The organism is Nitratidesulfovibrio vulgaris str. Hildenborough, from assembly GCF_000195755.1.
GTDB lineage: Bacteria > Desulfobacterota > Desulfovibrionia > Desulfovibrionales > Desulfovibrionaceae > Nitratidesulfovibrio > Nitratidesulfovibrio vulgaris.
Genome location: NC_002937.3, coordinates 2,714,919 through 2,737,848 on the forward strand (window position 1 = coordinate 2,714,919; position 22,930 = coordinate 2,737,848).

Sequence of the window (22,930 nt, forward strand, 5' to 3'; positions counted from 1 at the left end):
CGATGCGCTGCCGGACGACAGTATGCCATCTCCCCTACACCGGATAACTCACGACCACGGCATCCAGCACCTCGACGGCAGCTGCGGCGGCGACGGCGGCAAGCAGTTCATCCCGGCGCGCGACCAGCTTCTGCCGGGCATACTCAAGCCCGGTGAGGTCGGTCGCAGCGAGCAACGCGGCTTCCACGGCCACCGTGGTGGGGGTGGGGTCGGAGATGGCGACCACTCCGGCAAGGGCCGCATCGTGCCCTGCCCGGATGGCAACCAGCTTCGCAGTCTTGGCCTGTTCCAGCGTCAGGGGCGGGGGCGGTGCATCGGCAGCGGCACGGGCCGACTCCCACGCGGCGAGGGCTGGCACCACCAGTGCATCGTACTCGGCTTGGGTCACCGGGGTGTTCGGTGTGCCGTCGGTGTGTTCCACCCATCCGGTGCGTCCGTCCCACTGGATGGCGTGCACGTGCCCCGGCAGGGTGAGGCTCACGTCGAGGCCCCGCCCATCCACGATGACGAGGCTGTCGGCGGGTACGATGGTCACTCTAGGCATGGGGCACCTCCTGTAGGGCGATGGTGCGGGGATGCGCGGTCGCGCCCGCTGCGTTGTCCGCGCCGAGGGCGGCGAGGGTGATGGCCTGTGACGCCTCTGCCGCACGCACCATCTCGTTGCGCAGCGATTCGGTAGCCGCCGCGCCCTGCCGCACCTGCTGTGCGTTCTCGATGAGCAGCACGGGCAGCCACGCCAGCGAGCATCCCCACTCGTCGATGTCCGCCCCGGTCTGCGGGTGCGTGCCGCGCAACTGCGTGAACAGGGCGCAGTCCAGTTGTCTGCATTCAGCGAAGCCCGCGAGCGGGCACAGGTTCTTGCGTTGCATCTGCATAGCTAGTCCTTGGTGGCGATGATGACGTCGATGTAGGCGAGGCGCAGGTCGAGGCCGTGGGTGTGTGAACCGTTGCTCCCCTGCGTGCCGGTGACGAGTTGCGTCGAGTTGGTGGCCCCGGTGCCGTTGTCGGTGGTGCGGATGACCTGAATGCCGCCGCCTGCGTTACCGGCCCTCCTCACATAGGTGCCTACAGAGTCGATGACCTCGTGTGCGTGCCCCGGCATCTGCGAGGCGACCAGCGTCGTCGAGTCGACCATCGTACGGCTAAAAATTGAAGAGAAACCCGTGACGCCACCACTCGCCACAGCCCCGGAAACCACGCGCAACGCCCTGTCGTTCATGGTCGTGTCCTTCGTCCAGCCCGTGGGGGCCGTCGACTGCTGAAACAGCAGGCGCGTTCCGGCGGGAAAGGGCTTCACGCCTTCCAGCCCGTACCCGCCGCCCACCGATACAACCACGGCCTTGCCTGCGGCCTCGGCGACAGGGATGGGCAGGATGCGGCTTGCCGCCTCGTCCCGTGCTGCCTCGGCCCCCGTCTTCGCCGCTTCCGCCCCTGCCCGCGCGACCTCTGCCTCGGCCTTCGCCGCAAGTGCCGCCACAGAGCTTGTCATGGATGCGGAGACGGATGCATCCAGCTTCTGGAGCAAACCGTCAGGATTCACGTCGGCATGGATGCCGACCTTGATGCACCTCGCCAACTCGTCACGCAGTTGCTGCGCCATGAGTGTGAGACGGTCGCACGCCTGTTCCAGCACTTCGGCATCGAGCACCCCGGTATTCCGCAAATCCACATCTTGCGTGAACGGCTGGTCGAGCCAGATGGTGAGCCGTTGCCCTTCCGGTACGGAGCACTCGACAATGCCGCCGCCGAAACCCTCATCGCAACGGACGACATAGTCCCGTCCCTGCTCGAGAAGGACCAGCTCACCCTCGTCGGCACTCAGCCCCGCGCGGACATGCTCGGGCCGGAAGAACGCAAACCCCACCGGCCACTGTGTCTGAACGCCATCGCCCCTGTAATGCTCGACTGTCGGCCTTGATACGATCGTCATGGGCACACCTCCGTATGCCGTTCATTCTCCATAAGGGCAGCGTAAAGAATCCGGCACGATGCCCCCCACCACCGGAAGTCCGGCGCCGTTCCTGTCCTCGTCCGGCCCTGTCCCGTCATCGCGCAGTCCTACCTATGACCAGTCCGGTACGCATGGCCCGACGAAACCTGTCCGCGTCATCCTCGGCGGGAGAGAGCAGCGACTCCGCCCGCCAGCGCGCCATGTCCGCACCATACCGGGCATCGGCGGCCCGGCGTCGCGTCTCATGTTCCGTGACCGCCGCTTCGGCCCCCGCCTGTTCCGAGGCGTCCACGAGCACATCGAGTGCGCTGCCCGAAGCCATCTCCACGCCAGACGCCGCCAGCATTGAGCGCGTGCGCCCCGCCGTCCGCGACGCCTCGTCGCGCTGTGCCTTAAGCCTTCGCTCACCTTCCGACTCGATGAGGCGTGCCCTGTTCTCCTGCTCGTCGGCACTGCGTCCGTAAGCCTCTGCCTGACGGTGCCGTGCACGTGCGGCACTGTCGTCGAACAGGTTCATGCCCGTCTGCACAAGCGAGCCCACGAGGGCCCCCCCAATATCTCCGCACATGGCGTCACCCCTCCGGTCATACATGGATGCATGAGAGCCCCCTCCGCCCCCACGGGGCGCACAGGAGCAAGAAAAAGCCCGCACCGTGCCAGCCACCGCTCCATGGCGGGGTACGCGGCAAGTTGCGCGGGCGACAGGACGTTGACGAGTACCGGCCACACGGCACGCAGGCGGGCCGCGAACAAGGGCGCAAGCCGGGCCAGCGCCCGGCCTGCACGGTCGAGTGCCGGCGTGCCATACAGCCATACGGCGGCGACCCCCGGAAACTGCGCATACGGCCGTGCCCCACCCAGCGCGATGCACCGCCCATCGTGCAGCATCGCCCAGCGGACGGGTGAAAGGGCGAACGCGCGTGCCGCCGCAGCCTGTGCCGCCCTGCCCGAAGCCTGTTCCATCTCCGACGCATCGGTCTTGCGTAGCCGCGGTAGCACTTCGCGCAGGTGACACCTGCGGGCGGGCACCACCCGGTAGCCGCGCATGCCCGTATGGACGCCCCGGCATTCCGCGATGACATCGCTCATATCTCTCCCGCCTCCACGTCGAAGGCCACGGCAAGCACCGTGCACGGCAACGGGTCGTGCTGACGCAACACCACCGTGGCGCTGTCCCCCGTCATGGCGTCGAGTGTCACTTCGCGCTCTCCGCTGAACAGGGACGGCGCGGTCCCGGTCACATCGCGGGCGGTGCGGAACGAAAGCTCACGCAACCTCGTCGCGTCCGGCCCGGCATGCAGCCCAAGCGACCGATGCAGGCGCACCCGCGCCCTTGTCGCCCGCATGGGCCTGCCGCCCCCGGCGATTTCATTCCCCGCAACGCCGAAGGGCATGGGCACGAGTTCGCTCATGAAGGGCAACCCCGCATGGATGACCGAAGCCGGGCGGTCGAGGCGCACCCTGCCTTCCGCAACGACCTGCGGGGGATGGACGGCACCGTCGGCAAGGAGGTGCACCGTGCGCCCTTCAAGATGTTCCAGCCCGCCCACTTCGACCACGGGGTCACCCCGGTATGAAAGGCCGGAGTCGACGAAGAAGGCCTCGACAGCTGCGGTGTCGCCTTCGCCGTAGCCCGCGCCAAGGTTGTCGCCATCGAAGGGCGGGTCGAGACGCTCGATGCAGCACCGCACCATGCCGCCGCCCTCACGGCGCACGGCGACCCACAACTCGTCGCCCGCCGTTCCGGGGATAGTGCAGACCGAGAGCACCGCCCCATCCGTGACATGACGATGCCAGCCTGCCACCTCGTGTTCGGGGATGCGCGTCATGGCGATGAGCCCGCCGTCTTCAGTGACGCACCACACCGTGCCTGAAGGCGATTGCTGCCACGCCCAGTCGATGATGCGCCGCCCGCGTGTGAGATGTTCCGCGAGGATGGTCAGGTCGGTTCCGGCATAGCCGTCCACATCAAGGCTGTAGCGGAACTCGCGTACGACGCGCCCCCCCGTTGCAAGGCCAGCACGGCATCCCCGACGGAGAGAGGCTGCACGTCGCCCGACCCCCTCGACGACTGGCGTTCGAGCGAACACGACAGGGGCGAGAACGGCTGCTCGCCCTGACCGGAGAGCGTCCACTCCCCGCCCCCCGTCCCCACGAGCAACCTGCGGGCGGGCATGAGCCAGCGCACCGCGCTGACTGTATCGGCAGCGATGGTCACGGTGACGGCGTCGTCGTCGCGCAAGGGACGCGAGACGGAGAAGTTGCCGTAGGCCCCCGAACGGCTGGCCCATATGGTCTGCGGCCCGTTGCGCGTTCCGGCGAAGCAGAGACGCTGCTGCCAGAAGACCGCGCACGAGGGCCAGTCGCCTTCGCCGGAGAACGGGTTGCGGGCTTCGGGCGGCCCGGCGTCGAAGTCAGGGGTGCGCCCCGTGTCGGTATAGGTCTCGCCAGCCCCGGCACTGCCCAGAAAACCGTACACCGAAGCGCCGCCGCCCGCCCGGTAGACACGGTATTCGCCCGCATCCTGAACGGGCGTCCACGCCAGCGTCACACTCGCCGTCTGTGACAGGGCATCGGGCCCCGTCACCTGTAGCTGAGGGGTGGGCAGACTCTCCTCACCCGATTCGCGATGCACGGCGGTGACCACATACGTCCATGTCCGGCTGCCTGCGGGCTTGACCGTGCAGTGCAGGCCTTCAGGCGGCGACACACCCGGCAGGAACGACACATCCACCAGCCGCCAGTCCGCATGCCCATGACGTTCCAGCCGACGCGGCGGCCCCGCATGGCTGACGAGGTAGAGCATGTCCGCGGACTGGCACCAGCGCAGCGCGGTCAGCTGTTCGCCCGCCCATGGGGTCTCAAGCCGGAACGGTTCGCCATCGCCACCCAGCACAAGTCCACCACCGTGCCATATGCGTAGCGAACGCGGCCCGAATTCAAGGACATACGCCTGCGCCTCGCTGAACACGAAGGGGATGAGGCGCACCGGGCCTGCCGGGTCTGCGGCCAGCCCATGAAACGTAAACCCGGCCTGCGCCATGCCCCGCCGTGGGGGTGCAGCAACATGTTGCACAGGCTGGCGCATCCGTTGGGATAGCGCGCCTGATCGACCCGTGCGGCCATGAGCGGCGAGAGTTCCCCGGCGTTGAAACTGTTCCTGACGATGGTCGCGCGCGCCATGTCACCGCACCTCCAGCCACGGGTTGCCCTCGTCGGGGTCTGCCGCCCCCTCGGCTGCATCGGCCATGCGGGCGAGGTCGAACGCCGCCGCGAAACGTTGCAGCATGGTCTGTTCAAGGCGGGCATTGCCCATGAGCGGCACAGCCAGCGACGACGCCAGACGCCGCGCCAGCATCTCGGTGAACAGGGCCGGAAAACGCCCGGGGTCGGTCACGCGCACCGTGAGCACGGCTTCCGCAGGTGTGGCGTCCGTGTAGAGCACCCTGTCCTCCACCACCTCGAAGGGGTCGCCCGCGCGCAGGTGCCGCACACGCAGGCAGTCGCCCGGCAGCCTGTAGGAGCGGGCGTAGCCGAAGGGCGGTGCACTCTCCATGGGCGCGAGACGCGCGTAGCGTGTGGCGAAGTTCCAGTGATGGCTTTCGAGAAGCTCGTCACGAGTCTCCACATAGTGACGCGCGCACAGGTCGGCCTCGCGTGAATGCTGGTCGAGGGAGAGAATCTCGGGCGCACCGAGGTAGCGCAGGGCACGGTTGCATATGGCCACGTCACTGCCCATGGGATTCGCCCTCTCCGTCGTTCCCGTCCTGCCTCGCGCTGGCGCTCCCCCCCTCGATATCTCCGGACGCCCCCGTGGGAGCGTGTTCCCGTCCGCACACACCGGTCCGCCCCTGACGGCGCATCTGGCGCTGCCCTGCCACGCGCGCCAGACGGCGCAGCGTCTCCTCGTCCGCATCGGCGGGAAAGACGACGCCCATCGCGGCGAGGCGCGCCTGCAGGGTGGCGCGGACGAAACGGCGCATGTCTCCCTCGCCGGGCCTGTCATCCGCACCATGACGCATCGCGCTCTCGTCATCGGACGTGTCAGCGCATGGTGTCTCTGCCCGGGCTGCATCATCCTTCGCCTTCTGGTCGCCCGCGCGCTTGCGACCGTCGGCGTCCTTGGTGGCACCTTGGCGTTGCGACGCCTCGCACAGGTACATTCTTCCCATGATATTCTCCTTTTGAACCCCGGCACGCCCGCACCCGACGGGGCTGCGCACCTGTTCTGCTTCCTGCTTGCGTCCTTCAGGGGGCAGGTGCGACGCACGACCACGCCATGCGCCGCAACCTGCCTTGAGGTCATGCGTGGCTAACGGGGCTGGACGTCGAACAGCACGTCCACACTGCCCGACGCCTCGGGGTCATCGTTTCCGAACACCACGCGGATACGGGCCCGGCAGTCCGACGGCACAGGCAGGCGTGCAAGCACGTCACCGGGTTCCCACGTACGGGGGCCACCGGAAAAGGTGCGCCTGAACGATACGGGAACCGGCGCGAAGGCGATGCCGTCCGTGCTGTCCTCCAGTCCCAGCGTGAGGCTCTTTCCATCGCCGAGGGTGACAGGCGTCGCCGCCACCATCACCATCTCGGTCGTACCCAGCAGCCCTCCGGCATGGTGGGCTCCCCCGTTGCCCTGCACGGTGGCGTTGCGGGGCATCTCCTGCCTGCTGGCAGGCTGCGTGTCGTGGATGCGCAACATATTGCGGTACATGGAGATTCTCCTTGCTGTTGTGGCTGCTACAGGGCTGCGCGGGGTTCCGTGCCGTCCATGAAGTTGTAGGAGGTGACGATCTCCACACCGTTCCAGTGGGTGATCTGCCTGTCGAGGTCACGCCCGCCGGGGCCGATCTGCAACGCCCCCGCCTTGTAGCGGCACAGCATGTTGCGGGTGCGCTCATGCATGAAGAGGTAGGTGGAACCGGGGGTGGCGCGCACTTCGGCGAGGATGTCGTCGATCATGGCTTCGGTGGGCACGTGGTCGCGGCTGATGTTGACCACGGCAGCCACGCTGCGCGGGTCGCCGATCTGCACGCCGAGATACGCCTTGAGACGCAGCCCGTAGACCAGAACCCCCTGATGCGGGCCGGAATGCGCCTTGTAGAGGTCGCCCCCGTTGATGGGCTGCGTGTCGAGCACCGCCCCCTGCTTGAAACACTCGGGGCTGTAGAGGCCGCAGGTCTCGCCCTCGCTGAAGCGGACGGCGATGATGGAATAGGTGCCGTCGGCAGTGGCACCGGCGTCGGTGGCCTTGCCGTGGTCGAGCGCCCACGCCCTGAAGTTGTCGTAGACGATGCGCTGTTCGGCAGCCATGCCGGAACGGCGCAGCACCTTGGGCAGCTTGCGGGCGAAGTACTTCTCGCGCCCGCCGAACATGTTGGCGGTGTCTTCCGGCACCTCGATTTCACCGCCGAGGATGGAGAGGTCGACCTTGCGCAGGTCGCTGGTCACCTCCACGCCCGGCAGCGGCGCGTTCATGGCCACCCAGCCGGCGCCCTGCACCTCGGTCACGTCCTCGTACATGTTCCACAGGCCGTGGCTGGCCTCATGGAAGGGGATGATGCCCAGAATGGGGGCTTCTTCCGTAAGGCCGTCCACCTGCTGCGGCTGTCTGCTCGCGAAGGCCGCTGCCAGTTCCTTGAGAGTCTTGCCCATACCTTCTCCTCCTAGCGTTTGAAGACAACTGTCTTGAGAAACTCTTCCGTGCTCAGCGGGGTCTCATGCCCGCCGCCACCGCCACGCACCGCGCCGAGGCTGTCCTCGCCGAGGGTTTCGGCGAGATGCGCCATGAGTTCGACGAACTCCGGCGCGTTGCCGAGACCCGATTGCGCCAGCGTCGCCAACCGGCCCTCCATGCGTTCGTCAAGCACGCGCAACGACCCGCGCGCTGCATCGAGGCGGTTCTCGTAGGCGGTGCCCCAGCGTTCACGCAGGGCGGTTTCACATCGTGTCAGGGCCTGTTCCTGCCCGGCGCGGCTCTCATCCAGCCAGAACCCCACGGCAGCCTGCGCCTGTTGCGGCGTAAGCCCCGCCCCGGTGCAGAAATCCCGGAACCTGCCGGTCAGCTGCGGGTCTGCCGACACGCCCTCGGGGAATGCGAAGCTGTAGTCCCCGGGGGTATGACCACCCGCCGTGTCCGGCACTTCAGCCGCGGGAACGCCCGTTGTCGCCGGGCCCTCCCCCGCCGCTGCGGGAGATGCCACCTGCGAGGCCGAACGCGTGGTTGGTTCCTCCACTCCACGCGCCTGCGTCGCAGACCTGCCCGCAACGGCCCCCTGCATCGCGGGGCTTCCGTGACCGACCTGACCGAATTGACCGGCCTGACTGGCCGCGGCGTGACCGGAAGACACGGCCCCCTCGCCACCTGCCGCAGTCGGAGGTGCCTGCGGCCCTGCCGTCTGCACACTCGTCTCACTCATCGTTCCTTCTCCCCTTCAAAGGTTCATCACCCAGTTGTTCCCTTGCCCATTGCCGTGCCCCCTCAAGCTGGATGCGCAGTAGACTTGCGGGGTCTGCCAGCGCCACCTCGGCCATGCGGTCACGCCCGTAGTCGTGCAGTGCCGCTGCCCCGCGCAGACTGGCCCCGCACCGCCCGAGACGCGCCCCCAGCCCTGCGGCATCAAGCCAGTGCCGCACCACCCGCACACCCGCACCTCCTTCGATGGCGAGCACGGTGGTCAGGTCTTCGAGGTAGGCGGCGAACCGCACCTCTGCCTCGCGCGCCACCTGTCGGGCGGCCTCGGTCTCCTCTGCCAGCAGGTCTGTGAGTCCCGCCCCGTCCAGTGCCATCAACCGGGCCAACGTCGCGTCAGCCTGCATGGGGTTCTCCTGTTCCGCTGTTGCCGCCACCTGTGACAGGGCTGGCAGGCCCGTGCGCCATGCCGTCCTCCGGCATGCCGTGTTCAGCCGCCCCGACGGCAGACGCTGGAACCGGCAGCGACATCAGCGAGGCGATGGCGGTTCCCGTCAGGCCGTTCCGCGCCGCACGCAACGTGGCGACCTCCGCATCGGAGCGGACGACACGGGCGGGCACCCCGGCGATGGCGGCGAGTTCATCCACCGCCTGTTCGAAGTCCACCTTGTCGAGCACCTGCGGGGCGACCCCTGCCAGGGCCGACACATCCGACGCGAAACGCCGTATGGCCTGTGCCGTCACCACCCTCTGCGCCTGTGCCAGTGCCGAGACGTACTCCACGCGCATCGACCGTCCGGCCAGTTCCGGCGGGGGCGGTGGCAACAGACCGCCACGCCGCAGGATGCCGTAGGTGCGCTCCAGCAGGGGGTCGAGCAGTTCGGACTGATGGCGCTCGATGACGGGCCCGAGCATGAGGAGCTTCTCCTCGCCACGCTCGAGCACCTCGGCGGCGGTGATGTTGGAGCGCCCCTCGGCCGTGAACATCAGGAAGAGGTCGTTGAAGAACCCCTCGCGCACGGCACGGCGCACATCCTCCATCTTGTGGGTGACGGCCCCGATGTCCGGATTGATCTGATAGAGAGGGCCCACCGACTCGCCCTGCCCGGGGGTGACGTAGTTCTGTCCGCCGGGGATGAGGTTGAGGCGCTGCTTGAAGCCGCTGGGCACCCGCATGGGCGGGTTGACCACCTTGTGGATGGCGAGAAGCTGACTGCGGGCCATCTCCTGCAGCATCTTCACGTCGGGCAGCACATCCATGCCGGGGGAACGTCCATAGATGTCGCCCCCTGCCACGTCCCAGCGTGCCGCCAGATGCGGGAACTCCTCGAAGCCCCCCTCGTGCAGCAGCCCCTCGGCCCCTTCGGTCTCCCACGTCAGCGACTGCCACGGCATGTTCACCCCGCCGAGGCCTCCGCTGGCGGTCTTGCCAGCTTCGCCGGCGTTGCGACGCACTCGCGGGCGCACCATGTGCACCAGCGGGACGGAACGTTCGGGATCGCGCCGGAGCATCCGGCGCACCCGGCGCGAGAGACGCGCCTCGCCATAGCGTTGGGCCATCTGCCGGGCACTCATCCGCAGACGCCTCACCACGGTATCGACCCTGCCCGCCGCGTCGCACGCCCATGCGAAATCGCCACAGGCGAGGCATGAGAAGCGCATGACCCGTTGCGGGTCGGCCTCGTGGTACATGTCCGCCGACCCGAAGGCCGCCAGTTCAGTGTACAGCCCGTGCACGGCCGCATAGAAGTTGCTGCGCGCCAGCGCCGCGTAGAGGCGACGCTCGACCACATCCAGCCAGCGACGTTCAGGCCCTGCCTCTTCCATGTCCTCGTCGGCAAGGCGCAACCTGAACCACGGACGCGCGGGCGAGGTGAGCCCCCCCTGCATCCCCGCCGCGAGGATGCGTACGGCCCGCGTGGCCGTGCCATCGATGATGCGCGGGCCGCGCCGCGCCGTGTCTCCCGCCTCGTCGGCCCTGCGTGGGCTGTCGATGCAACGGGGCAGGACGAAGTCCTCCACCTCGCGCCACAGCGGTTCCCACACCCGGCGTTCGCGTTCGACACACGACGCGGCATCACGCGCCTCACGCAGTACGGCGTCCATCACCACCCCAGCAGGGTCTTGCGGCGCACATCGGCCTCACCCTGCACGCCCAATGCCCCGGTCAACAGCGTTCCCTGACGCCCACGCGCCCTCAACGCCGCCTTGCGGGCCTCTTCGCGGCCCCTCTCGATGGCCTCGGCCTCCTCCTGTCCCGACTCGTCGACCACCGGCGGTGCCGGGGGCGCGGGTGGGGTATACGACTTGCCGCCTCCGCCCATGTCATGCTCCTTGCCTGCGGGCCGATGCCTCGGCCCCGTCCGTTCTGCCGTCACGCCACCGACCGCTTCGGTGTGCGTCACGTGAACGGGCCTACCACTCCCATCTGGCGGAAATGGACGGAGTGCGGGTGGGCGAGGGGTCGGAACATGTTCCCGGCATGGTGTCAGGCGGGTGGACGGGGCAGAGACACAAGAGGAGGACAGGCGGCGAGGCATGGGTGCACACGGATGACACCACGGAGGGTACCAGTGCGAAATGACTCGGGGAGGGCCGTACCTCGCCGTGCAGGCAGGAGACGAGTCACGGGGCGATGCGGGATTGGATCAAGGAAGCCGGATTACGCTGCAAAACGATGCCACATGCGGCAGGGAAAGGCGGCGTACCGTCGCAAGACCGGGTCATGTCCGCGAAGGGCCGCAAGACGGGGTACCCTGCCACACCGCCCCGGATGAGACGGTGGCCCTGTACCGCATGCAAAAAAACGAGCATGAATATGTTTTCATGCTCGTCACAGCACCCCCAGAACCTAGCCGGACGGTCAACAACGGGCACTGACAGGGCCCGCAACATCGCAAGGGCGGGCAGATGACCGGAAAAGCCCTGTCCGTATGACTTTTCACGAACGTGAATCTCGTCTATGCTCAACTATTGAGGGGGAAACGAGATGCGTATGGATGCCGTGTCGACCACTGCGAAAAGTGGCCCGGAACGTCGCGCCTGCTACCGGGTGGACGCGCCCGCGGGCTTTTTACGCGAAGTGGCCCTGTGGCTACGCCCGAACATGGGAACCAGTGCAATCGTGACGCTGGACTGCCTTGGCGCGCCCGATTTCGTGGCATCAAGTGAACTGCACGGGGTGCGCCTCGAAGACGTCTCGACACGCGGTCTCGGTTTTTCATTCGTCCCGCAGGTCCTTCCCGGAGGGGAGCAGTTGCGGAACCGGTCGCTTTATGTCTACATCAAATTGCATTCGCCTGCCGTGAACCGCGAGAATCCTCGCTACTGTCTCTTCCTCGGGGCACGGGCGGTGCATCTGGCGCAACACGGAGACAGGCTGCATATGGGGCTGCGCATCACGCAACGCGGCACCCCCGAACGCACCTCCAAGGCCATACGCATGTTCGACGTGGCCCGCTTCGGCGTTCGTGAACTCACACGCTGGTGCGACGATATGACCCGCATGGGACGCGGCATGCTGCCACCCGCAACACCGGGGCTCGACATGGAGCAACTTCTTTCGGAAATCGCAGATCAGGGTGCCTCATGCAGGGCATCCGACGACAAACGCTAGCCAACGGTCGCAGGCATGTTCATCATAATCGGTCTCGTCGTCGTCTTCGGCTCCATCATCGGGGGCTACCTGATAGCCAACGGCAACCTCGCCGTGCTCGTGCAGCCCGCAGAAATGATCATCATCCTCGGCGCCGCCATGGGGGCCTTCCTCGCGTCGCAAACCAAGTACACGCTTGGGCTGGTCATCAAGAACATCAAGCACATCTTCGGCGACCCCGGCATGAACAAGGCCCGCTACCTTGAGACGCTGGCGCTGCTCAACTCGCTGTTCTCGAAGATGCATCGCGAAGGTGTCATCAGCATCGAGCAGGACATCGAAAAGCCCGAATCGAGCGCCATCTTCACGAAGTACCCTTCCATCTCCAAGGACAAGCATATCGTGCACTTCATAGGTGACACGCTGCGCGTCTACCTCACCACCGGCGACCCCAGCGACATCGAAAGCCTCATGAAGATCGACATGGAGTCGATGCACGAAGAGGAGATGGTGGCGCCGGGGGCCGTGAACCGCATGGCTGAATCGTTGCCCGGCATGGGTATCGTCGCCGCCGTTCTGGGCGTCGTGCTCACCATGGGCATGATCAACGAACCGCCCGAAATCCTCGGCCACCACATCGGCGCGGCCCTCGTCGGCACATTCGTGGGTATTCTCTTCTGCTACGGCATCTTCGGCCCCATGGCCGCGAAACTGGAGAACCACGCCCACGAGATGCACGCCTACTACAACGTCATCAAGGAAGGCGTGGCAGCCGCCATACGCGGTTCCACGCCTATCATCGCCGTGGAATACGGCAGACGCGCCATTCCGCACGCCTTCCGTCCCACGTTCGCCGAAATGGAAGAAAAGCTGAAGGGCTGATGCCCTGAAGCACCAAGGAGACTGGCATGGGTGGCGGCAAGGGTGGCGGTTCATGGAAGGTGGCCTACGCCGACTTCGTGACGGCGATGATGGCCTTCTTTCTGCTCATGTGGATTCTCAACATGACGTCAAAGGAGACCAAGGAAGGCCTTGCAGGGTATTTTTCAAGCGACGCGGCCAAGATGCAGTCGAACAACGTCTCGCCGGTGGCCAACAACCCCTTCGTGCAGAGTACCGACAAACTCGACACCCGCGACTTCAAGATCACCGAAGTCGAACGCTCGCACTATGCCATCGCCCAGAAACTGCGGCAGATGCTCATGGCGGATGCCACGCCCCAGAGTGCCAGCGGCATCAGTGCCGACGACGTGGGCGTCCAGCTTCGCGTCAACTCCGACATCATGTACGCCCCCGGTTCCGCAGAACTTGCCCCCGAAGGAGCCAAGGTTCTTGATGATGTGATCCGCATCCTCAAGGAATACAACCTGTACCTCGTGGTTCGGGGGCATACCGACAGCGGCGAACCCCGCAACAGCATCTACCCCTCCAACTGGGAACTCTCCGGTGCCCGCGCCGCAGCTGCCGTGCGGTACATCATCACCCACGGCGAGATCAAACCGACCCGCCTGCGCAGCATCGCCTACGCCGACACCCGCCCCCTCGAACCCAACACTTCCCCGGACAGCAGGGCCAAGAACCGCCGGGTGGAATTCTACTTCCACCGCCCCGAGGTCATGTCCTACAGCGTTGTGTATTGAGCCTGCCGCCCCGCCGCCACCCCCACAGCACGGTCATGACGTCGTCATGGTGCGGAACGCATCGCGCGTCAGGACCGTGAGCACCACATCGACCACACGTCCGGCCTCGCCCCCGCCCGGAGTGCCGGGGGCGAGGCGCGTGCCAGCCGGCACGACACCAAGACGAGAGAAACCGAGGTCTGCCGCAAGACGCAGGGCATGGCGATACGGGGCAGGTGTGACGCCCAGCAACGTATCGAGCGGGGCATCCGCACACTGCGGCGCGAGAAGGAACGTCAGCGCCATGGCCCCGGCGGCGCGTGCGGCGGACATCCCGTTCCGGAAGAAACAGAAGTGGACCTGCGCCGCCCTGCCGCTGAACCCGTTGCACCAGAAGAAGCCCTGCGGCACTGCGTGTGCGTCGACACGATAGAGCCATGCCCTTTCAGGCGCCAGCAGACGCGCAAAGGCGCCAAAGTCGGTGACGCCCCCATCGTGGAAGACGACCCGCACGAGGTCGTCCTCCACCAGACGCGTCCACAGCCCTTGCAACCCGTCGATGCCGAAGTCGTCGGTGCCTGCCGTACCGGTCCCGCCGTCATCCTGCCTTCCGGGCAGCCGCACGATGCGCCCGTCCTCTCCGGGGGGCCGTCCGCCACGATCTTTGCGGCCAGCTGGCTGTTCGCCGCCCCCGTCGCCTGCGGTGCCTGCGGCGTCCGGCATATAGCGCACAAGCCGAAGTCCCGTACCGACCGCGGCCCTTTCACCCCCGCGTTCCGCCCCTGCAACGCCGCAACTGCCGTTCTCAACCATAGAGCGGATACTCCATATTGCCGATGGCAGCAGGTTCTGCCGCATCCCACACAGGAAAGGCACACCCTAGGGCGGGGTCGGTGATGCGCGCGAGGCAATCGAGCATGTCGTCATGCCGCGCCACCGGAAACGCCATGAACTCGTCGTCGACGAACTCCCTGACAAGGTCGCGCACCCGCCCTTCTGCATCGACGAAGGGACAGACGTCCGGAAGGTAGAGACGCCCCTGTTCGAACAGGGGGACGAGTCGCCGTATCCTGTCGTTCTTGGGCATGGCACCCCCAAGCGGCACGATGTCGAAGCGATGGTTGCAGCGGGCCTGTTCCGTGCGGATATGCTCGATATCGGCCTGCATGCCGTAGCGTTCATAGCCCACCTTCAGCGGCCTGTACTGCCGGTGGAGACGTAACAGGGCGGCGGCCCTGCCCGTGAGGTTGAGCCTGTCCCGCAGTCCGTCGACAAGGTAGTGGTTGCCGTCGGCCCCGAGTCCCACCACGAGCATCACCGTATAGTCGCTATCCCTCTTGCGCTCTCCTGCCGGGTCGACCAGCAGATACAGGTTCATGTTCGAGGTGCCTGACACTTCTCCCGGCAGCGATGAGGCCCCGGAGGAGGACAGGGACGGGGGGCGGCGCCAGTAGCGAAGCCACGACGACCGGAACCCCTGTGTGGCATCTGCCACCGGGTTCAATAGCATCTGGCAGCCGAAGACATAGGGCCCCATGGCACGCCTTTTTTCGGCGAGGGCGTCGGGCGAGAGCAGAAGCGGCCTGCCCTCCGCCGTACCGTCTTCCGTGGCGGGATGCACGCGTGGTACGGCCGCCTCGCGCTCCAGAATGGCGCGATAGGTGTCGTTGAAATGGTAGCGGGTGCCGATGATACGGCGTCTGCCGCCCCGCGCTCCGAGGTTGAGCGAAAGGGCCCAGCATTCCGTCACCTTGGCGATCATCTCGGGCGAAGAGACCGACTCGCGGGTGACAACGTCATCATAGACCAGCAGGCTGAAGTGCTTCCCGGTGGGCTGACCGTCCACCAGTCCCCACGCCTCCACGGTGGCCTCCTTGGGGTTGGCGCGCCGCCGCACCACGATGCCCTTGTCCAGAGACCAGACCGGAGCCTGCGTCCGGGGCGAGTCCCACAGCACATCGGGATAGCAGCGACGCAGCCATACGTTGCGCTCGAACTCGAGCTTGATCTGATTGAGGAAGTCCTTCGCCACAGGGCGGCTGTGGGAGAAGATGCCCACCGTCACTTCCGGGTCCAGAAGGATGTCACGGATGGTCTGACCGAACGTGATGATGGTGGACTTGTAGTGCTCGCGGGCCCACAGGTCCAGACGACCGTCCGGGGCCGCCTGCACTTCGGCACAACGCTCGAAGGCCCAGTCGTTATCCATGTCGTCACGCCCGAGAAGGCGTGTCAGCAAGAAGAACAGGTCGCGCCGCCCAAGTTCGGCCATGACGCCGGCAAGCCCCTGTTCACCCTGCGCCCTTCCCTCGGCCATGAGGTCGTCGTACATCTCCCGTGCACGACGACGCGCCTTTTCCGGCATGTCATCTCCTTCAACGCCGTAACAGCGGCGACCATGCGCGGTGGCACTGCGAGGCCTTCGCCCCGCATGAACCGACCGTGCGTCCGACGTGGTGCTACCCCGGGTGATCATGAACAGAAGGTGAAAGGATGACCGGAAGTGTATGGGAGAGGTATCCCGCCACGATGGAACGGGGGTGGACAGCAACAGGGCAAGGGCCCCGCGCCGGGACACATGACCGACATCACCGGGCACGCAGGCCCCGAAGACGAATCGCACGAGGACCTGCCGCCAATGGGCCTGACGAGGATGAGCCTATCTGACGCCGGGGCATGCGACCTGAAACGCGAGGGCCCCGGACGCACCCCGCCGGAGATGGATGGCGGCCCCTTCCCATCTACCGGCGAGACCTCACGTATTTCCCCCGCGCACGTCTTGTAAGACGCCCCGACCTTTGCTATCTGTCTTGAAACTTTCTAGAGCCGCTCTCGCAGCAAGGCACCGGGTGCCTCGCGTAACGCGGTGAATCCCCCCCGCCATGGAGGAGTACATGTTCATGATCCAGAACTGGCGTATGTTGCGCCACATCGCTATGGTCATGGTGGCCGTCATGGGCCTGCTCAGCTTCGTACCCCGCGTGGAGGCCGCGTTCGTGCCCAACGCCGGGATGATGGCCGAACAGCGCACCGCCGACGTCGACACCATCCAGAAGGCACTCGAGAACAAGATGGTGGCCGAACGCCTGCAGGCCCTCGGCTACAGTGCCGATGAAGTCAACCAGCGCCTTGCCATGCTCTCCGACGACGAAGTCCACAGCGTCGCCAAGCAGATAGACGCCCTCAATCCCGGCGGCGACGGCGTGGGTATCGTCATCGCCATCCTCGTCGTGGTTCTTCTGGTCGTGCTCATCCTGCACTTCTCCGACCGCCGCGTGGTCATCCAGTAAGAGTCTCCTCCCCTCTGCGGGCCCCGGCCCGCAGAGGGTGCTTTGCATGACGACACACACTCTCCACGGCCTCCGGGCCCTCATATCCGGCCTTCTCTGCTGCCTTCTGGCCACGGGTTGCATGCCCGGGCCAAGACTGCCCGCGCCCGACTTGCATCGCCCTGCGACGTCACACCTCATCGAGGGGCTCCCCTTCCATCCGCAAGAGACCTACCAGTGCGGTCCGGCGTCGCTGGCTGGCGTCATGAACCACCTCGGCTACGAGGTCGCACCCGACACCATCGCCGACGCCATCTTCCGCAAGGACCTGCACGGCACACTCTCTCTCGACCTTGCCCTCTATCCGCGCACGGTGGGCCTCAAGAGTCGCTTCTACGAGGGAAGCGTTGCAGACCTCATGGCTGCCGTCGATGCCGACATCCCCCTTGTGGTCATGGTCGACAACGGCGTAGGGCCGGTGAGCAGCTATCATTTCATGGTCGTGGCGGGCTATGCCCCCGACGCCGTCATCGTCAATTCCGGGCGCACCCGGGGGCAGCGTCTGCCATGGAGCGATTTCATCCCCACATGGGACAGGGCGGGCCGCTGGACGCTACGGGTCGAACGCCCCTGACAGCGCGACCATACCCGACAGGCCTTTGCGCCTGTTGCAAGACATCCCGCAGCAACGATACACTTCCGTGGACAGTGCACAGCGCCTGGCACTGGCAGTGCCATCACCCGCGCCAGTGCCCATGTCATCTTCAGCATACCCCGATGCCGCGCGACTGGTCCGCTGACGGGGCGCACGTCCGCCGCATCCCCAGCCTCACAGCAAGGAGCACCATGCACAACGCCGCTTCACTCCGCCGTCTGCCACGTCCGATGCCCCTCCTCCTGCTGGTCGCCATGCTGACCGTCATGCTCGGCGGCTGCGCCCTGCCCCGCGTGGGGGTGTACAAAGACCCCCTCACCGCCGAAGAACACCTCAAACTCGGCCTCGCCTATGAGCAGAAGGGAGAGACCGACCTTGCCCGCCGGGAATACACCGAAGCGGCACGAGACGTTCCGCAGGGGCATCTGTATCTCGCCAATCTGCTGTTCTCCAGGGGTGAGACGCGCGAAGCCGAGGCTCACTACCGCAAGGCCCTTGCCGGGCTGCCCGACGACCCCACCGTGTGCAACAACCTCGCGTGGTTGCTCTTACAGGAGAATCGATCTCTGGACGAAGCCGAACGCCTTGCGCAAAGGGCCGTCGAACACGCCACGCCCGAACAGCGCAGCAGCTTCGAGGATACCCTGAAGCGTATCCGTGCAGCACGCTAGGGCCGTGCACCAGGGCCGTACGCCAGTGCGGGGTGCCAGTGCAGGGTGCGCCTTGTGCCTGAGACAGACCGCCCCCCCACCCCATGTGCCGGCAGCGACACGTCGTACAGGCACCTGTGCACCGGGAACCCGATGCGAACAGGAACCGCAGCATCGGCAGGCACGCCCTCTGTAAGGCAACCTGGAGGGATTGTTCGCGTTCGTGTGTTGCGTGCGTGGCAGGCGTCTCCTGACGCGCTTCCCGCATCACGTGGCAGCCATGCGCACCTCCCGGACATGTTCCGGCGACCTGATGTCTCGTGGGCATCGTGGGGGCGGCTATGCCATCTGTGGCTCTCGCGCCCCGACCTGCGGGTATGCCATCCGATTGCATATGGGATGACAGGCTGCCGCCACGCATCATCAAGCGCCTGCTGCCATCCGCAGACAGCTGCGGCAGATGCCATGGCATACATCGCCCCCTCCCATGCCTCCCACCACTGCTGCAATCGTCTGGCCTCTGCCATGCAGTATCCAGTGTCGGTACAACATATCATAGCCCCTCACGGCTTCTTCACCATAGGATTCGCGGAACGGCATCGCACATCGGTCAGGAGGAGAGAATGCCCGCCAGAATACGCGTACCTCGGTGGGTTTCGGTGCTCGCGCTGGCAGTCGGCGGCATGAGCCTGCTTTTCGTGACTTCAGCACTGCTTCCCCTGCTCCATACAGACCAGTCCGAATCATGGCGCGACACCATCCGTATCGGGTATGCCATTGAGCCTCCCTATGCCTTCGTGAACAAGAATGGCAACGTGACAGGCGAATCTCCCGAACTGGCGCGCATCGTGGCCCGCAGAGCGGGTGTCCGCTCTACCCGCTTCGTCCTGTGCGATTTCAACAGGCTCATCGATGCGCTCGTCGCAGGCGAAATAGACGTTATCGCCTCCGGCATGTTCATCACCCCGAAGCGCATAAAGCGCATCGCCTTCTCACAGCCCACCACCACGGTTCACCCGGGGCTTCTGGTACAGCGCGGCAACCCGCACAAGATAGACGGCTACGGGGCATTCAAAGCTGGTTCGGGGGTGAGGGTGGCGGTACTGAACGGCTCCGTCGAACAGGGCTATCTGCTGGCATCCGGGGCCTCATCTTCCGCCATGGTCATCGTGCAGACACCTCAAGAGGCGCTCACCGCGCTACACGACAACGCCATACAGGCAATCGCCCTCTCTGCGCCGACCGTGAGCTTCATGGTCGCGTCATCTCCATCCGAGTTCGAAGCCATTGCGGGGTTCACCCCCGGAGAGGCCCCACCCGAGGAGCACTGCGCGTTCGGGTTCCGCCTCGATGACACATCATTGAGGCAGGCCTTCGATGCAGCACTTGCCGGGTATCTGGGGACGCAAGAGCACATCGAAATGATATCGCGTTTCGGATTCGACAGATCAGCCGTACCCCAGACGCGATAAACCACCGGGAAAAAAAGATGGCACACCCTGTAGCCATACTCAGCGGCAAGAAACGCAACATGGGGCTCGGTATCGCCCTCTTCGCCGTGACCGCCTGCATCATGGCGTGGCTCAGCGGCTCGTGGTACCTGACACTGCAACAGTATGCGCCGCTGTCACAGGACATGCGTCTGGCATGGTCCGACCTCTACCGGGGCCAGATGGAGGCTGAACGCCTTCTCGCCGGAGAATCCGGCGGGCGTCCGGGCGCTCAGACCGCCTATTTCAGGCAGGCTGCCGAACGTATCCAGGACGCCGTAAGAATACTGCGGACGAGGAGCGCACTCTTCTCTCTCGACACAGGCCTCATACAGACGAAGGACGATGCCCTCGCGTTCGTCGATGCCATCAACGAAGTCAGCACCGCCACGTACGCGCGCATCCGTGACGCATCGACTCCGAACACGATGCGCATCATCTCGCAACGCAACGACTTCGATGCACTCCATGTCAATTACGAGAAGCTCCAGAGAAGCTTCGACAAGGCGTTCGACAGCCGGGCCCAACGCCTGATGCAGTCCGGAATAGGGCTCATGTCGCTCTGGATAGTCGTTGTGATGTTCCTCGGGTTCCAGTTGCACGGGCTTGCTGAACGGTTCAGGTCTGCAGCCGAACAACTTCGGGAAAGTGAAGAACGCTGGAACTTCGCGCTCGAAGGGGCGGGAGATGGAGTATGGGACTGGAATCTGGCGAAGGGAACCCTCTTTCTTTCCCGAAAATGGAAAGAGATGCTCGGCTTCAATGACGACGAACTGGTCAACGACTTCGAGACGTGGCGATCCCTTGCCCACCCTGAAGACATCGATACGGCACTAGCGACGATCAACAGGTGCCTCTCTGGAGGCACAGACCAGTATGAACACGTATACCGCATGTTGCGCAAGGACGGGACGGCATGCTGGATACTCGACAGAGGCAGGGTCGTCGCTCGTGACGCGGAGGGCAACCCTGTCCGGTTCATAGGCACACACACCGACATCACGGCCCAGAAACTCTCGGAAGAGTCTGCGCGTGCCAGCGGCGAAAACCTTGCCGTGACACTCTCGTCGATCGGCGACGCCGTCATCGCGACCGACAGGGACGGACGAGTGACCCTGATGAACCCGGTCGCCGAAAAGCTCACGGGCTGGACACAATCCAGCGCCATCGGGAAGCCCGTCTCCGCGGTCTTCGTCATCATCTCCGCCACGACGAAGCAATCTCTCCCTTCTCCGGTGGAGGAAGTACTCCGGACAGGTCGAACAGTCTCCCTGTCCAACGACACCACCCTGGTCTCGCGCAGCGGACGCGAATTCCAGATTGCCGACAGTGCCGCCCCCATCCACGATGCTTCCGGCGAGATGTCAGGCGTCGTGATGGTGTTCACCGATGTGACCCAGCAATACCGTTTCAAACGCAAACTCGCCGAGAGCGAGCACAGGTTCAGGACGGCGCTCGATGAAGCCCCCTTTCCCGTGCTCCTGCATGATGCCCGGGGCGATGTACTCATGCTCAACAGGCAGTGGAGCCTTCTGACGGGGTATGAACCTTCGCAAGTGCCGACCATCCATCGATGGAAAGATCTTTCAGACCCCGAAATCGACCCGGAGAGCCGTTTTTCAGGGCAAGCACGCAGCACGGACGGAGAGCAGAACATCCGGTGCAGTGACGGCACGCTACGCACATGGAACGTGAGCATGATCGAACTCGGCGCCATGCCGGATGGCAGGCACATCACCATGCTCGCCGCAGTGGATGTGACGGTCCAGTCCGAGACCATGCGGGCGCTGCAACGCTCCAAGAAAGCGGCAGAGTCTGCGAACGCGGCGAAAACAGAGTTCCTCGCCAACATGAGCCATGAGATTCGAACGCCGCTCAACGGCATCATGGGCATGATGCAGCTTCTCGTGAGCACCCCCCTCGATGACGAGCAGAAACAGTATGTCTCCAACGCCATATCCTCGTCCGGCAGGCTCAGCCAGCTTCTCTCGGATGTGCTGGACCTTTCGCGGATTGAAGCGGGGGGGCTCGTGCTGCGCGATGAATGCGTGACACCCTCCGAACTTCTCGACGCCATCAAGGACCTCTTCACCCTCGGCACGCGGTCGAGTCAGGTGGAACTCGCTCTCGAAATCTCTCCCGGTCTTCCACAGCACATCCTTCTGGATGGCGGGCGACTGCGCCAGATTCTCTTCAACCTCGTGGGTAACGCGCTCAAATTCACAGAGAAAGGCCACATACATGTACGACTCGACGAGCTTGCCATCCACGGGGGCATGCGCCAGTTGCTCCTCATATCCGTAGAAGACACCGGCATCGGGATTCCGCAGGGGGCGATGCGCGACATCTTCAACCCCTTCTATCAGGTGGACGGCAGCCACGTGCGCCGTCAGGGCGGGGTAGGACTGGGACTCTCCATCGTACGCCGTCTGGTCATTGCCATGGGAGGGGCACTGTGCATTGACAGTGCCGAAGGCGAGGGAACACGCATCCACCTGTCGCTGCCCTTCCGCACCTGCGCCCCGGATTCAGGCGACAAGCCCGAAACGTCCGGCGAGACACCGGAGGCAGGTCTCCCCATGGCGCTTGGGGACCCAGCCGCGCTGCACGGCCTGAACCTGCTGCTTGTCGAGGATGACCCCGTCAACCAGCTGGCGACTGCGGGCCTTCTCCGCAAATCGGGTGCGCGCGTCACCATCGCCGCGAACGGACAGGAAGGATTGGCTGCAGCGCTGTCGGACAGCTTCGACTGCATCATCATGGATGTGCAGATGCCCATCATGGACGGTATAGAGGCCACACAACGGCTCAGAAGCGATGGCCGCTATACCGCAAGGGCCGCAACGCCCGTAGTGGCGATGACTGCGCATGCGCTGGAAGGGGACAGGGAGATGTGCCTGGCAAGCGGCATGGATACCTACGTCACCAAACCGGCGACACTCGAGAGTCTTGCGCAGGCGATAGCCTCTTCCATACGCTTGCGTACCCGGAGAGGGCCCTGAGGCACGCCCAGTCCCCCCGCACCTGAAACAGCCCCGACTGCGGCACTGCACCCTTTGCCGACGCTCACACGAACGCCATCGTGGAAGCTGCGAAGGGGGCAGACGGCGTCGCACTCCGGGCAACGTCGCCCGCTGACGGCCCCCCCTTTCTCATGCTTGACAACAGGGCACGGGGGGCGTAATCGCCCATTCACGCAAGGGGAGTAGCTAGCCCAGGCAACGTCAACAGCCTGACGGGAGACCGTCTGGCGTTGCCGTCGTAAGAATCCCGATTCTGACGATTAGCG

25 protein-coding genes are annotated in these 22,930 nt (G+C 65.3%); 8 read left to right on the forward strand and 17 right to left on the reverse strand.

Going from position 1 to position 22,930, the window contains the following annotated elements:
* Window positions 1–34: 34 nt before the first annotated feature.
* The 15 genes from DVU_RS12150 to DVU_RS12215 all read right to left on the reverse strand — a co-directional run bounded on the left by DVU_RS12150 (window position 35) and on the right by DVU_RS12215 (window position 10,687).
* Window positions 35–544, reverse strand: a complete 510-nt coding sequence (locus DVU_RS12150; RefSeq protein ID WP_010939861.1) for a tail assembly protein — start codon at window positions 542–544, stop codon at window positions 35–37.
* The gene (locus DVU_RS12155) at window positions 537–875 is read right to left on the reverse strand and encodes a hypothetical protein (RefSeq protein ID WP_010939862.1); all 339 of its coding nucleotides are present in this window, start codon (window positions 873–875) and stop codon (window positions 537–539) included. Before DVU_RS12155 ends, DVU_RS12150 begins: the two co-directional genes overlap by 8 nt.
* A gap of 2 nt (window positions 876–877) precedes the next feature.
* Window positions 878–1,930, reverse strand: coding sequence for a hypothetical protein (locus tag DVU_RS12160; protein ID WP_014524532.1), 1,053 nt, complete (start codon window positions 1,928–1,930; stop codon window positions 878–880).
* A 115-nt stretch (window positions 1,931–2,045) separates the two neighbouring features.
* The gene (locus DVU_RS12165; protein WP_164562126.1) at window positions 2,046–2,468 is read right to left on the reverse strand and encodes a hypothetical protein; all 423 of its coding nucleotides are present in this window, start codon (window positions 2,466–2,468) and stop codon (window positions 2,046–2,048) included.
* A complete protein-coding gene (locus DVU_RS12170; RefSeq protein WP_010939865.1) occupies window positions 2,465–3,040 on the reverse strand; it encodes a hypothetical protein in 576 nt (191 codons plus the stop codon). Before DVU_RS12170 ends, DVU_RS12165 begins: the two co-directional genes overlap by 4 nt.
* Window positions 3,037–3,918 carry a hypothetical protein gene (locus tag DVU_RS16880; protein WP_223295100.1) on the reverse strand — a complete coding sequence of 294 codons (882 nt, stop codon included), beginning with the start codon at window positions 3,916–3,918 and terminating at the stop codon, window positions 3,037–3,039. The genes DVU_RS12170 and DVU_RS16880 overlap by 4 nt, the downstream gene beginning before the upstream one ends.
* The gene (locus DVU_RS16885; RefSeq protein ID WP_223295101.1) at window positions 3,891–4,994 is read right to left on the reverse strand and encodes a hypothetical protein; all 1,104 of its coding nucleotides are present in this window, start codon (window positions 4,992–4,994) and stop codon (window positions 3,891–3,893) included. Before DVU_RS16885 ends, DVU_RS16880 begins: the two co-directional genes overlap by 28 nt.
* A 141-nt stretch (window positions 4,995–5,135) precedes the next feature.
* Window positions 5,136–5,690 (reverse strand): hypothetical protein, encoded by a 555-nt coding sequence (locus tag DVU_RS12180; protein WP_010939868.1) that lies wholly within the window; start codon window positions 5,688–5,690, stop codon window positions 5,136–5,138.
* Window positions 5,680–6,123: a hypothetical protein gene (locus DVU_RS12185; RefSeq protein WP_010939869.1), complete on the reverse strand. Its 444-nt coding sequence runs from the start codon at window positions 6,121–6,123 to the stop codon at window positions 5,680–5,682. The genes DVU_RS12180 and DVU_RS12185 overlap by 11 nt, the downstream gene beginning before the upstream one ends.
* A 140-nt stretch (window positions 6,124–6,263) precedes the next feature.
* The gene (locus tag DVU_RS12190) at window positions 6,264–6,665 is read right to left on the reverse strand and encodes a hypothetical protein (RefSeq protein ID WP_010939870.1); all 402 of its coding nucleotides are present in this window, start codon (window positions 6,663–6,665) and stop codon (window positions 6,264–6,266) included.
* 26 nt (window positions 6,666–6,691) lie between these two features.
* Entirely contained in the window at window positions 6,692–7,606 is a 915-nt protein-coding gene (locus DVU_RS12195) for a major capsid protein (RefSeq protein WP_010940670.1), read from the reverse strand.
* An 11-nt stretch (window positions 7,607–7,617) separates the two neighbouring features.
* Window positions 7,618–8,370, reverse strand: a complete 753-nt coding sequence (locus DVU_RS12200) for a hypothetical protein (protein WP_014524534.1) — start codon at window positions 8,368–8,370, stop codon at window positions 7,618–7,620.
* Complete coding sequence (locus DVU_RS12205; RefSeq protein ID WP_010939872.1) at window positions 8,363–8,770, reverse strand: hypothetical protein; 408 nt, start codon at window positions 8,768–8,770, stop codon at window positions 8,363–8,365. Before DVU_RS12205 ends, DVU_RS12200 begins: the two co-directional genes overlap by 8 nt.
* The gene (locus DVU_RS12210) at window positions 8,760–10,469 is read right to left on the reverse strand and encodes a portal protein (RefSeq protein WP_010939873.1); all 1,710 of its coding nucleotides are present in this window, start codon (window positions 10,467–10,469) and stop codon (window positions 8,760–8,762) included. Before DVU_RS12210 ends, DVU_RS12205 begins: the two co-directional genes overlap by 11 nt.
* Window positions 10,469–10,687 (reverse strand): hypothetical protein, encoded by a 219-nt coding sequence (locus tag DVU_RS12215; protein WP_011791744.1) that lies wholly within the window; start codon window positions 10,685–10,687, stop codon window positions 10,469–10,471. The genes DVU_RS12210 and DVU_RS12215 overlap by 1 nt, the downstream gene beginning before the upstream one ends.
* Before the next feature lie 665 nt (window positions 10,688–11,352).
* Here DVU_RS12215 and DVU_RS12225 point away from each other — a divergent pair.
* Genes DVU_RS12225 through DVU_RS12235 form a run of 3 tightly spaced genes read left to right on the forward strand, consistent with a single transcriptional unit; the run spans window position 11,353 to window position 13,598 of the window.
* Window positions 11,353–11,979: a hypothetical protein gene (locus DVU_RS12225; RefSeq protein WP_010939876.1), complete on the forward strand. Its 627-nt coding sequence runs from the start codon at window positions 11,353–11,355 to the stop codon at window positions 11,977–11,979.
* Window positions 11,980–11,994: 15 nt separating this feature from the next.
* Entirely contained in the window at window positions 11,995–12,840 is an 846-nt protein-coding gene (gene motA / locus DVU_RS12230) for a flagellar motor stator protein MotA (RefSeq protein WP_010939877.1), read from the forward strand.
* Window positions 12,841–12,866: 26 nt separating this feature from the next.
* Window positions 12,867–13,598 carry an OmpA/MotB family protein gene (locus DVU_RS12235; RefSeq protein ID WP_010939878.1) on the forward strand — a complete coding sequence of 244 codons (732 nt, stop codon included), beginning with the start codon at window positions 12,867–12,869 and terminating at the stop codon, window positions 13,596–13,598.
* Window positions 13,599–13,631: 33 nt separating this feature from the next.
* Here DVU_RS12235 and DVU_RS12240 read toward each other — a convergent pair whose 3' ends face one another.
* Both DVU_RS12240 and DVU_RS12245 read right to left on the reverse strand, forming a co-directional pair.
* Entirely contained in the window at window positions 13,632–14,390 is a 759-nt protein-coding gene (locus DVU_RS12240) for a hypothetical protein (protein ID WP_014524535.1), read from the reverse strand.
* Window positions 14,383–15,942: a hypothetical protein gene (locus DVU_RS12245; RefSeq protein WP_010939880.1), complete on the reverse strand. Its 1,560-nt coding sequence runs from the start codon at window positions 15,940–15,942 to the stop codon at window positions 14,383–14,385. The genes DVU_RS12240 and DVU_RS12245 overlap by 8 nt, the downstream gene beginning before the upstream one ends.
* 535 nt (window positions 15,943–16,477) lie before the next feature.
* On the opposite strand from DVU_RS12245, the gene DVU_RS12250 reads away from it, so the two are divergent.
* The 5 genes from DVU_RS12250 (at window position 16,478) to DVU_RS12270 (ending at window position 22,643) form a co-directional block, all read left to right on the forward strand.
* Window positions 16,478–16,867 (forward strand): PA2779 family protein, encoded by a 390-nt coding sequence (locus tag DVU_RS12250; RefSeq protein WP_010939881.1) that lies wholly within the window; start codon window positions 16,478–16,480, stop codon window positions 16,865–16,867.
* A gap of 46 nt (window positions 16,868–16,913) precedes the next feature.
* A complete protein-coding gene (locus DVU_RS12255) occupies window positions 16,914–17,480 on the forward strand; it encodes a peptidase C39 family protein (protein ID WP_010939882.1) in 567 nt (188 codons plus the stop codon).
* Between the two features lie 212 nt (window positions 17,481–17,692).
* Window positions 17,693–18,172, forward strand: a complete 480-nt coding sequence (locus DVU_RS12260) for a tetratricopeptide repeat protein (protein ID WP_014524536.1) — start codon at window positions 17,693–17,695, stop codon at window positions 18,170–18,172.
* Window positions 18,173–18,774: 602 nt separating this feature from the next.
* Window positions 18,775–19,623, forward strand: coding sequence for an ectoine/hydroxyectoine ABC transporter substrate-binding protein EhuB (locus tag DVU_RS12265; protein ID WP_010939884.1), 849 nt, complete (start codon window positions 18,775–18,777; stop codon window positions 19,621–19,623).
* Window positions 19,624–19,640: 17 nt separating this feature from the next.
* A complete protein-coding gene (locus DVU_RS12270) occupies window positions 19,641–22,643 on the forward strand; it encodes a PAS domain S-box protein (RefSeq protein WP_010939885.1) in 3,003 nt (1,000 codons plus the stop codon).
* Window positions 22,644–22,930: the final 287 nt, after the last annotated feature.

Bases quoted from the DNA above. Each gene is read 5' to 3' on its own strand.
- DVU_RS12150 (WP_010939861.1), bottom strand. From the start codon at position 544: ATGCCTAGAGTGACCATCGTACCCGCCGACAGCCTCGTCATCGTGGAT.
- DVU_RS12155 (WP_010939862.1), bottom strand. From the start codon at position 875: ATGCAGATGCAACGCAAGAACCTGTGCCCGCTCGCGGGCTTCGCTGAA.
- DVU_RS12160 (WP_014524532.1), bottom strand. From the start codon at position 1,930: ATGACGATCGTATCAAGGCCGACAGTCGAGCATTACAGGGGCGATGGC.
- DVU_RS12165 (WP_164562126.1), bottom strand. From the start codon at position 2,468: ATGAACCTGTTCGACGACAGTGCCGCACGTGCACGGCACCGTCAGGCA.
- DVU_RS12170 (WP_010939865.1), bottom strand. From the start codon at position 3,040: ATGAGCGATGTCATCGCGGAATGCCGGGGCGTCCATACGGGCATGCGC.
- DVU_RS16885 (WP_223295101.1), bottom strand. From the start codon at position 4,994: ATGGCGCAGGCCGGGTTTACGTTTCATGGGCTGGCCGCAGACCCGGCA.
- DVU_RS12180 (WP_010939868.1), bottom strand. From the start codon at position 5,690: ATGGGCAGTGACGTGGCCATATGCAACCGTGCCCTGCGCTACCTCGGT.
- DVU_RS12185 (WP_010939869.1), bottom strand. From the start codon at position 6,123: ATGGGAAGAATGTACCTGTGCGAGGCGTCGCAACGCCAAGGTGCCACC.
- DVU_RS12190 (WP_010939870.1), bottom strand. From the start codon at position 6,665: ATGTACCGCAATATGTTGCGCATCCACGACACGCAGCCTGCCAGCAGG.
- DVU_RS12195 (WP_010940670.1), bottom strand. From the start codon at position 7,606: ATGGGCAAGACTCTCAAGGAACTGGCAGCGGCCTTCGCGAGCAGACAG.
- DVU_RS12200 (WP_014524534.1), bottom strand. From the start codon at position 8,370: ATGAGTGAGACGAGTGTGCAGACGGCAGGGCCGCAGGCACCTCCGACT.
- DVU_RS12205 (WP_010939872.1), bottom strand. From the start codon at position 8,770: ATGCAGGCTGACGCGACGTTGGCCCGGTTGATGGCACTGGACGGGGCG.
- DVU_RS12210 (WP_010939873.1), bottom strand. From the start codon at position 10,469: ATGGACGCCGTACTGCGTGAGGCGCGTGATGCCGCGTCGTGTGTCGAA.
- DVU_RS12215 (WP_011791744.1), bottom strand. From the start codon at position 10,687: ATGGGCGGAGGCGGCAAGTCGTATACCCCACCCGCGCCCCCGGCACCG.
- DVU_RS12225 (WP_010939876.1), top strand. From the start codon at position 11,353: ATGCGTATGGATGCCGTGTCGACCACTGCGAAAAGTGGCCCGGAACGT.
- motA (WP_010939877.1), top strand. From the start codon at position 11,995: ATGTTCATCATAATCGGTCTCGTCGTCGTCTTCGGCTCCATCATCGGG.
- DVU_RS12235 (WP_010939878.1), top strand. From the start codon at position 12,867: ATGGGTGGCGGCAAGGGTGGCGGTTCATGGAAGGTGGCCTACGCCGAC.
- DVU_RS12240 (WP_014524535.1), bottom strand. From the start codon at position 14,390: ATGGTTGAGAACGGCAGTTGCGGCGTTGCAGGGGCGGAACGCGGGGGT.
- DVU_RS12245 (WP_010939880.1), bottom strand. From the start codon at position 15,942: ATGCCGGAAAAGGCGCGTCGTCGTGCACGGGAGATGTACGACGACCTC.
- DVU_RS12250 (WP_010939881.1), top strand. From the start codon at position 16,478: ATGATCCAGAACTGGCGTATGTTGCGCCACATCGCTATGGTCATGGTG.
- DVU_RS12255 (WP_010939882.1), top strand. From the start codon at position 16,914: ATGACGACACACACTCTCCACGGCCTCCGGGCCCTCATATCCGGCCTT.
- DVU_RS12260 (WP_014524536.1), top strand. From the start codon at position 17,693: ATGCACAACGCCGCTTCACTCCGCCGTCTGCCACGTCCGATGCCCCTC.
- DVU_RS12265 (WP_010939884.1), top strand. From the start codon at position 18,775: ATGCCCGCCAGAATACGCGTACCTCGGTGGGTTTCGGTGCTCGCGCTG.
- DVU_RS12270 (WP_010939885.1), top strand. From the start codon at position 19,641: ATGGCACACCCTGTAGCCATACTCAGCGGCAAGAAACGCAACATGGGG.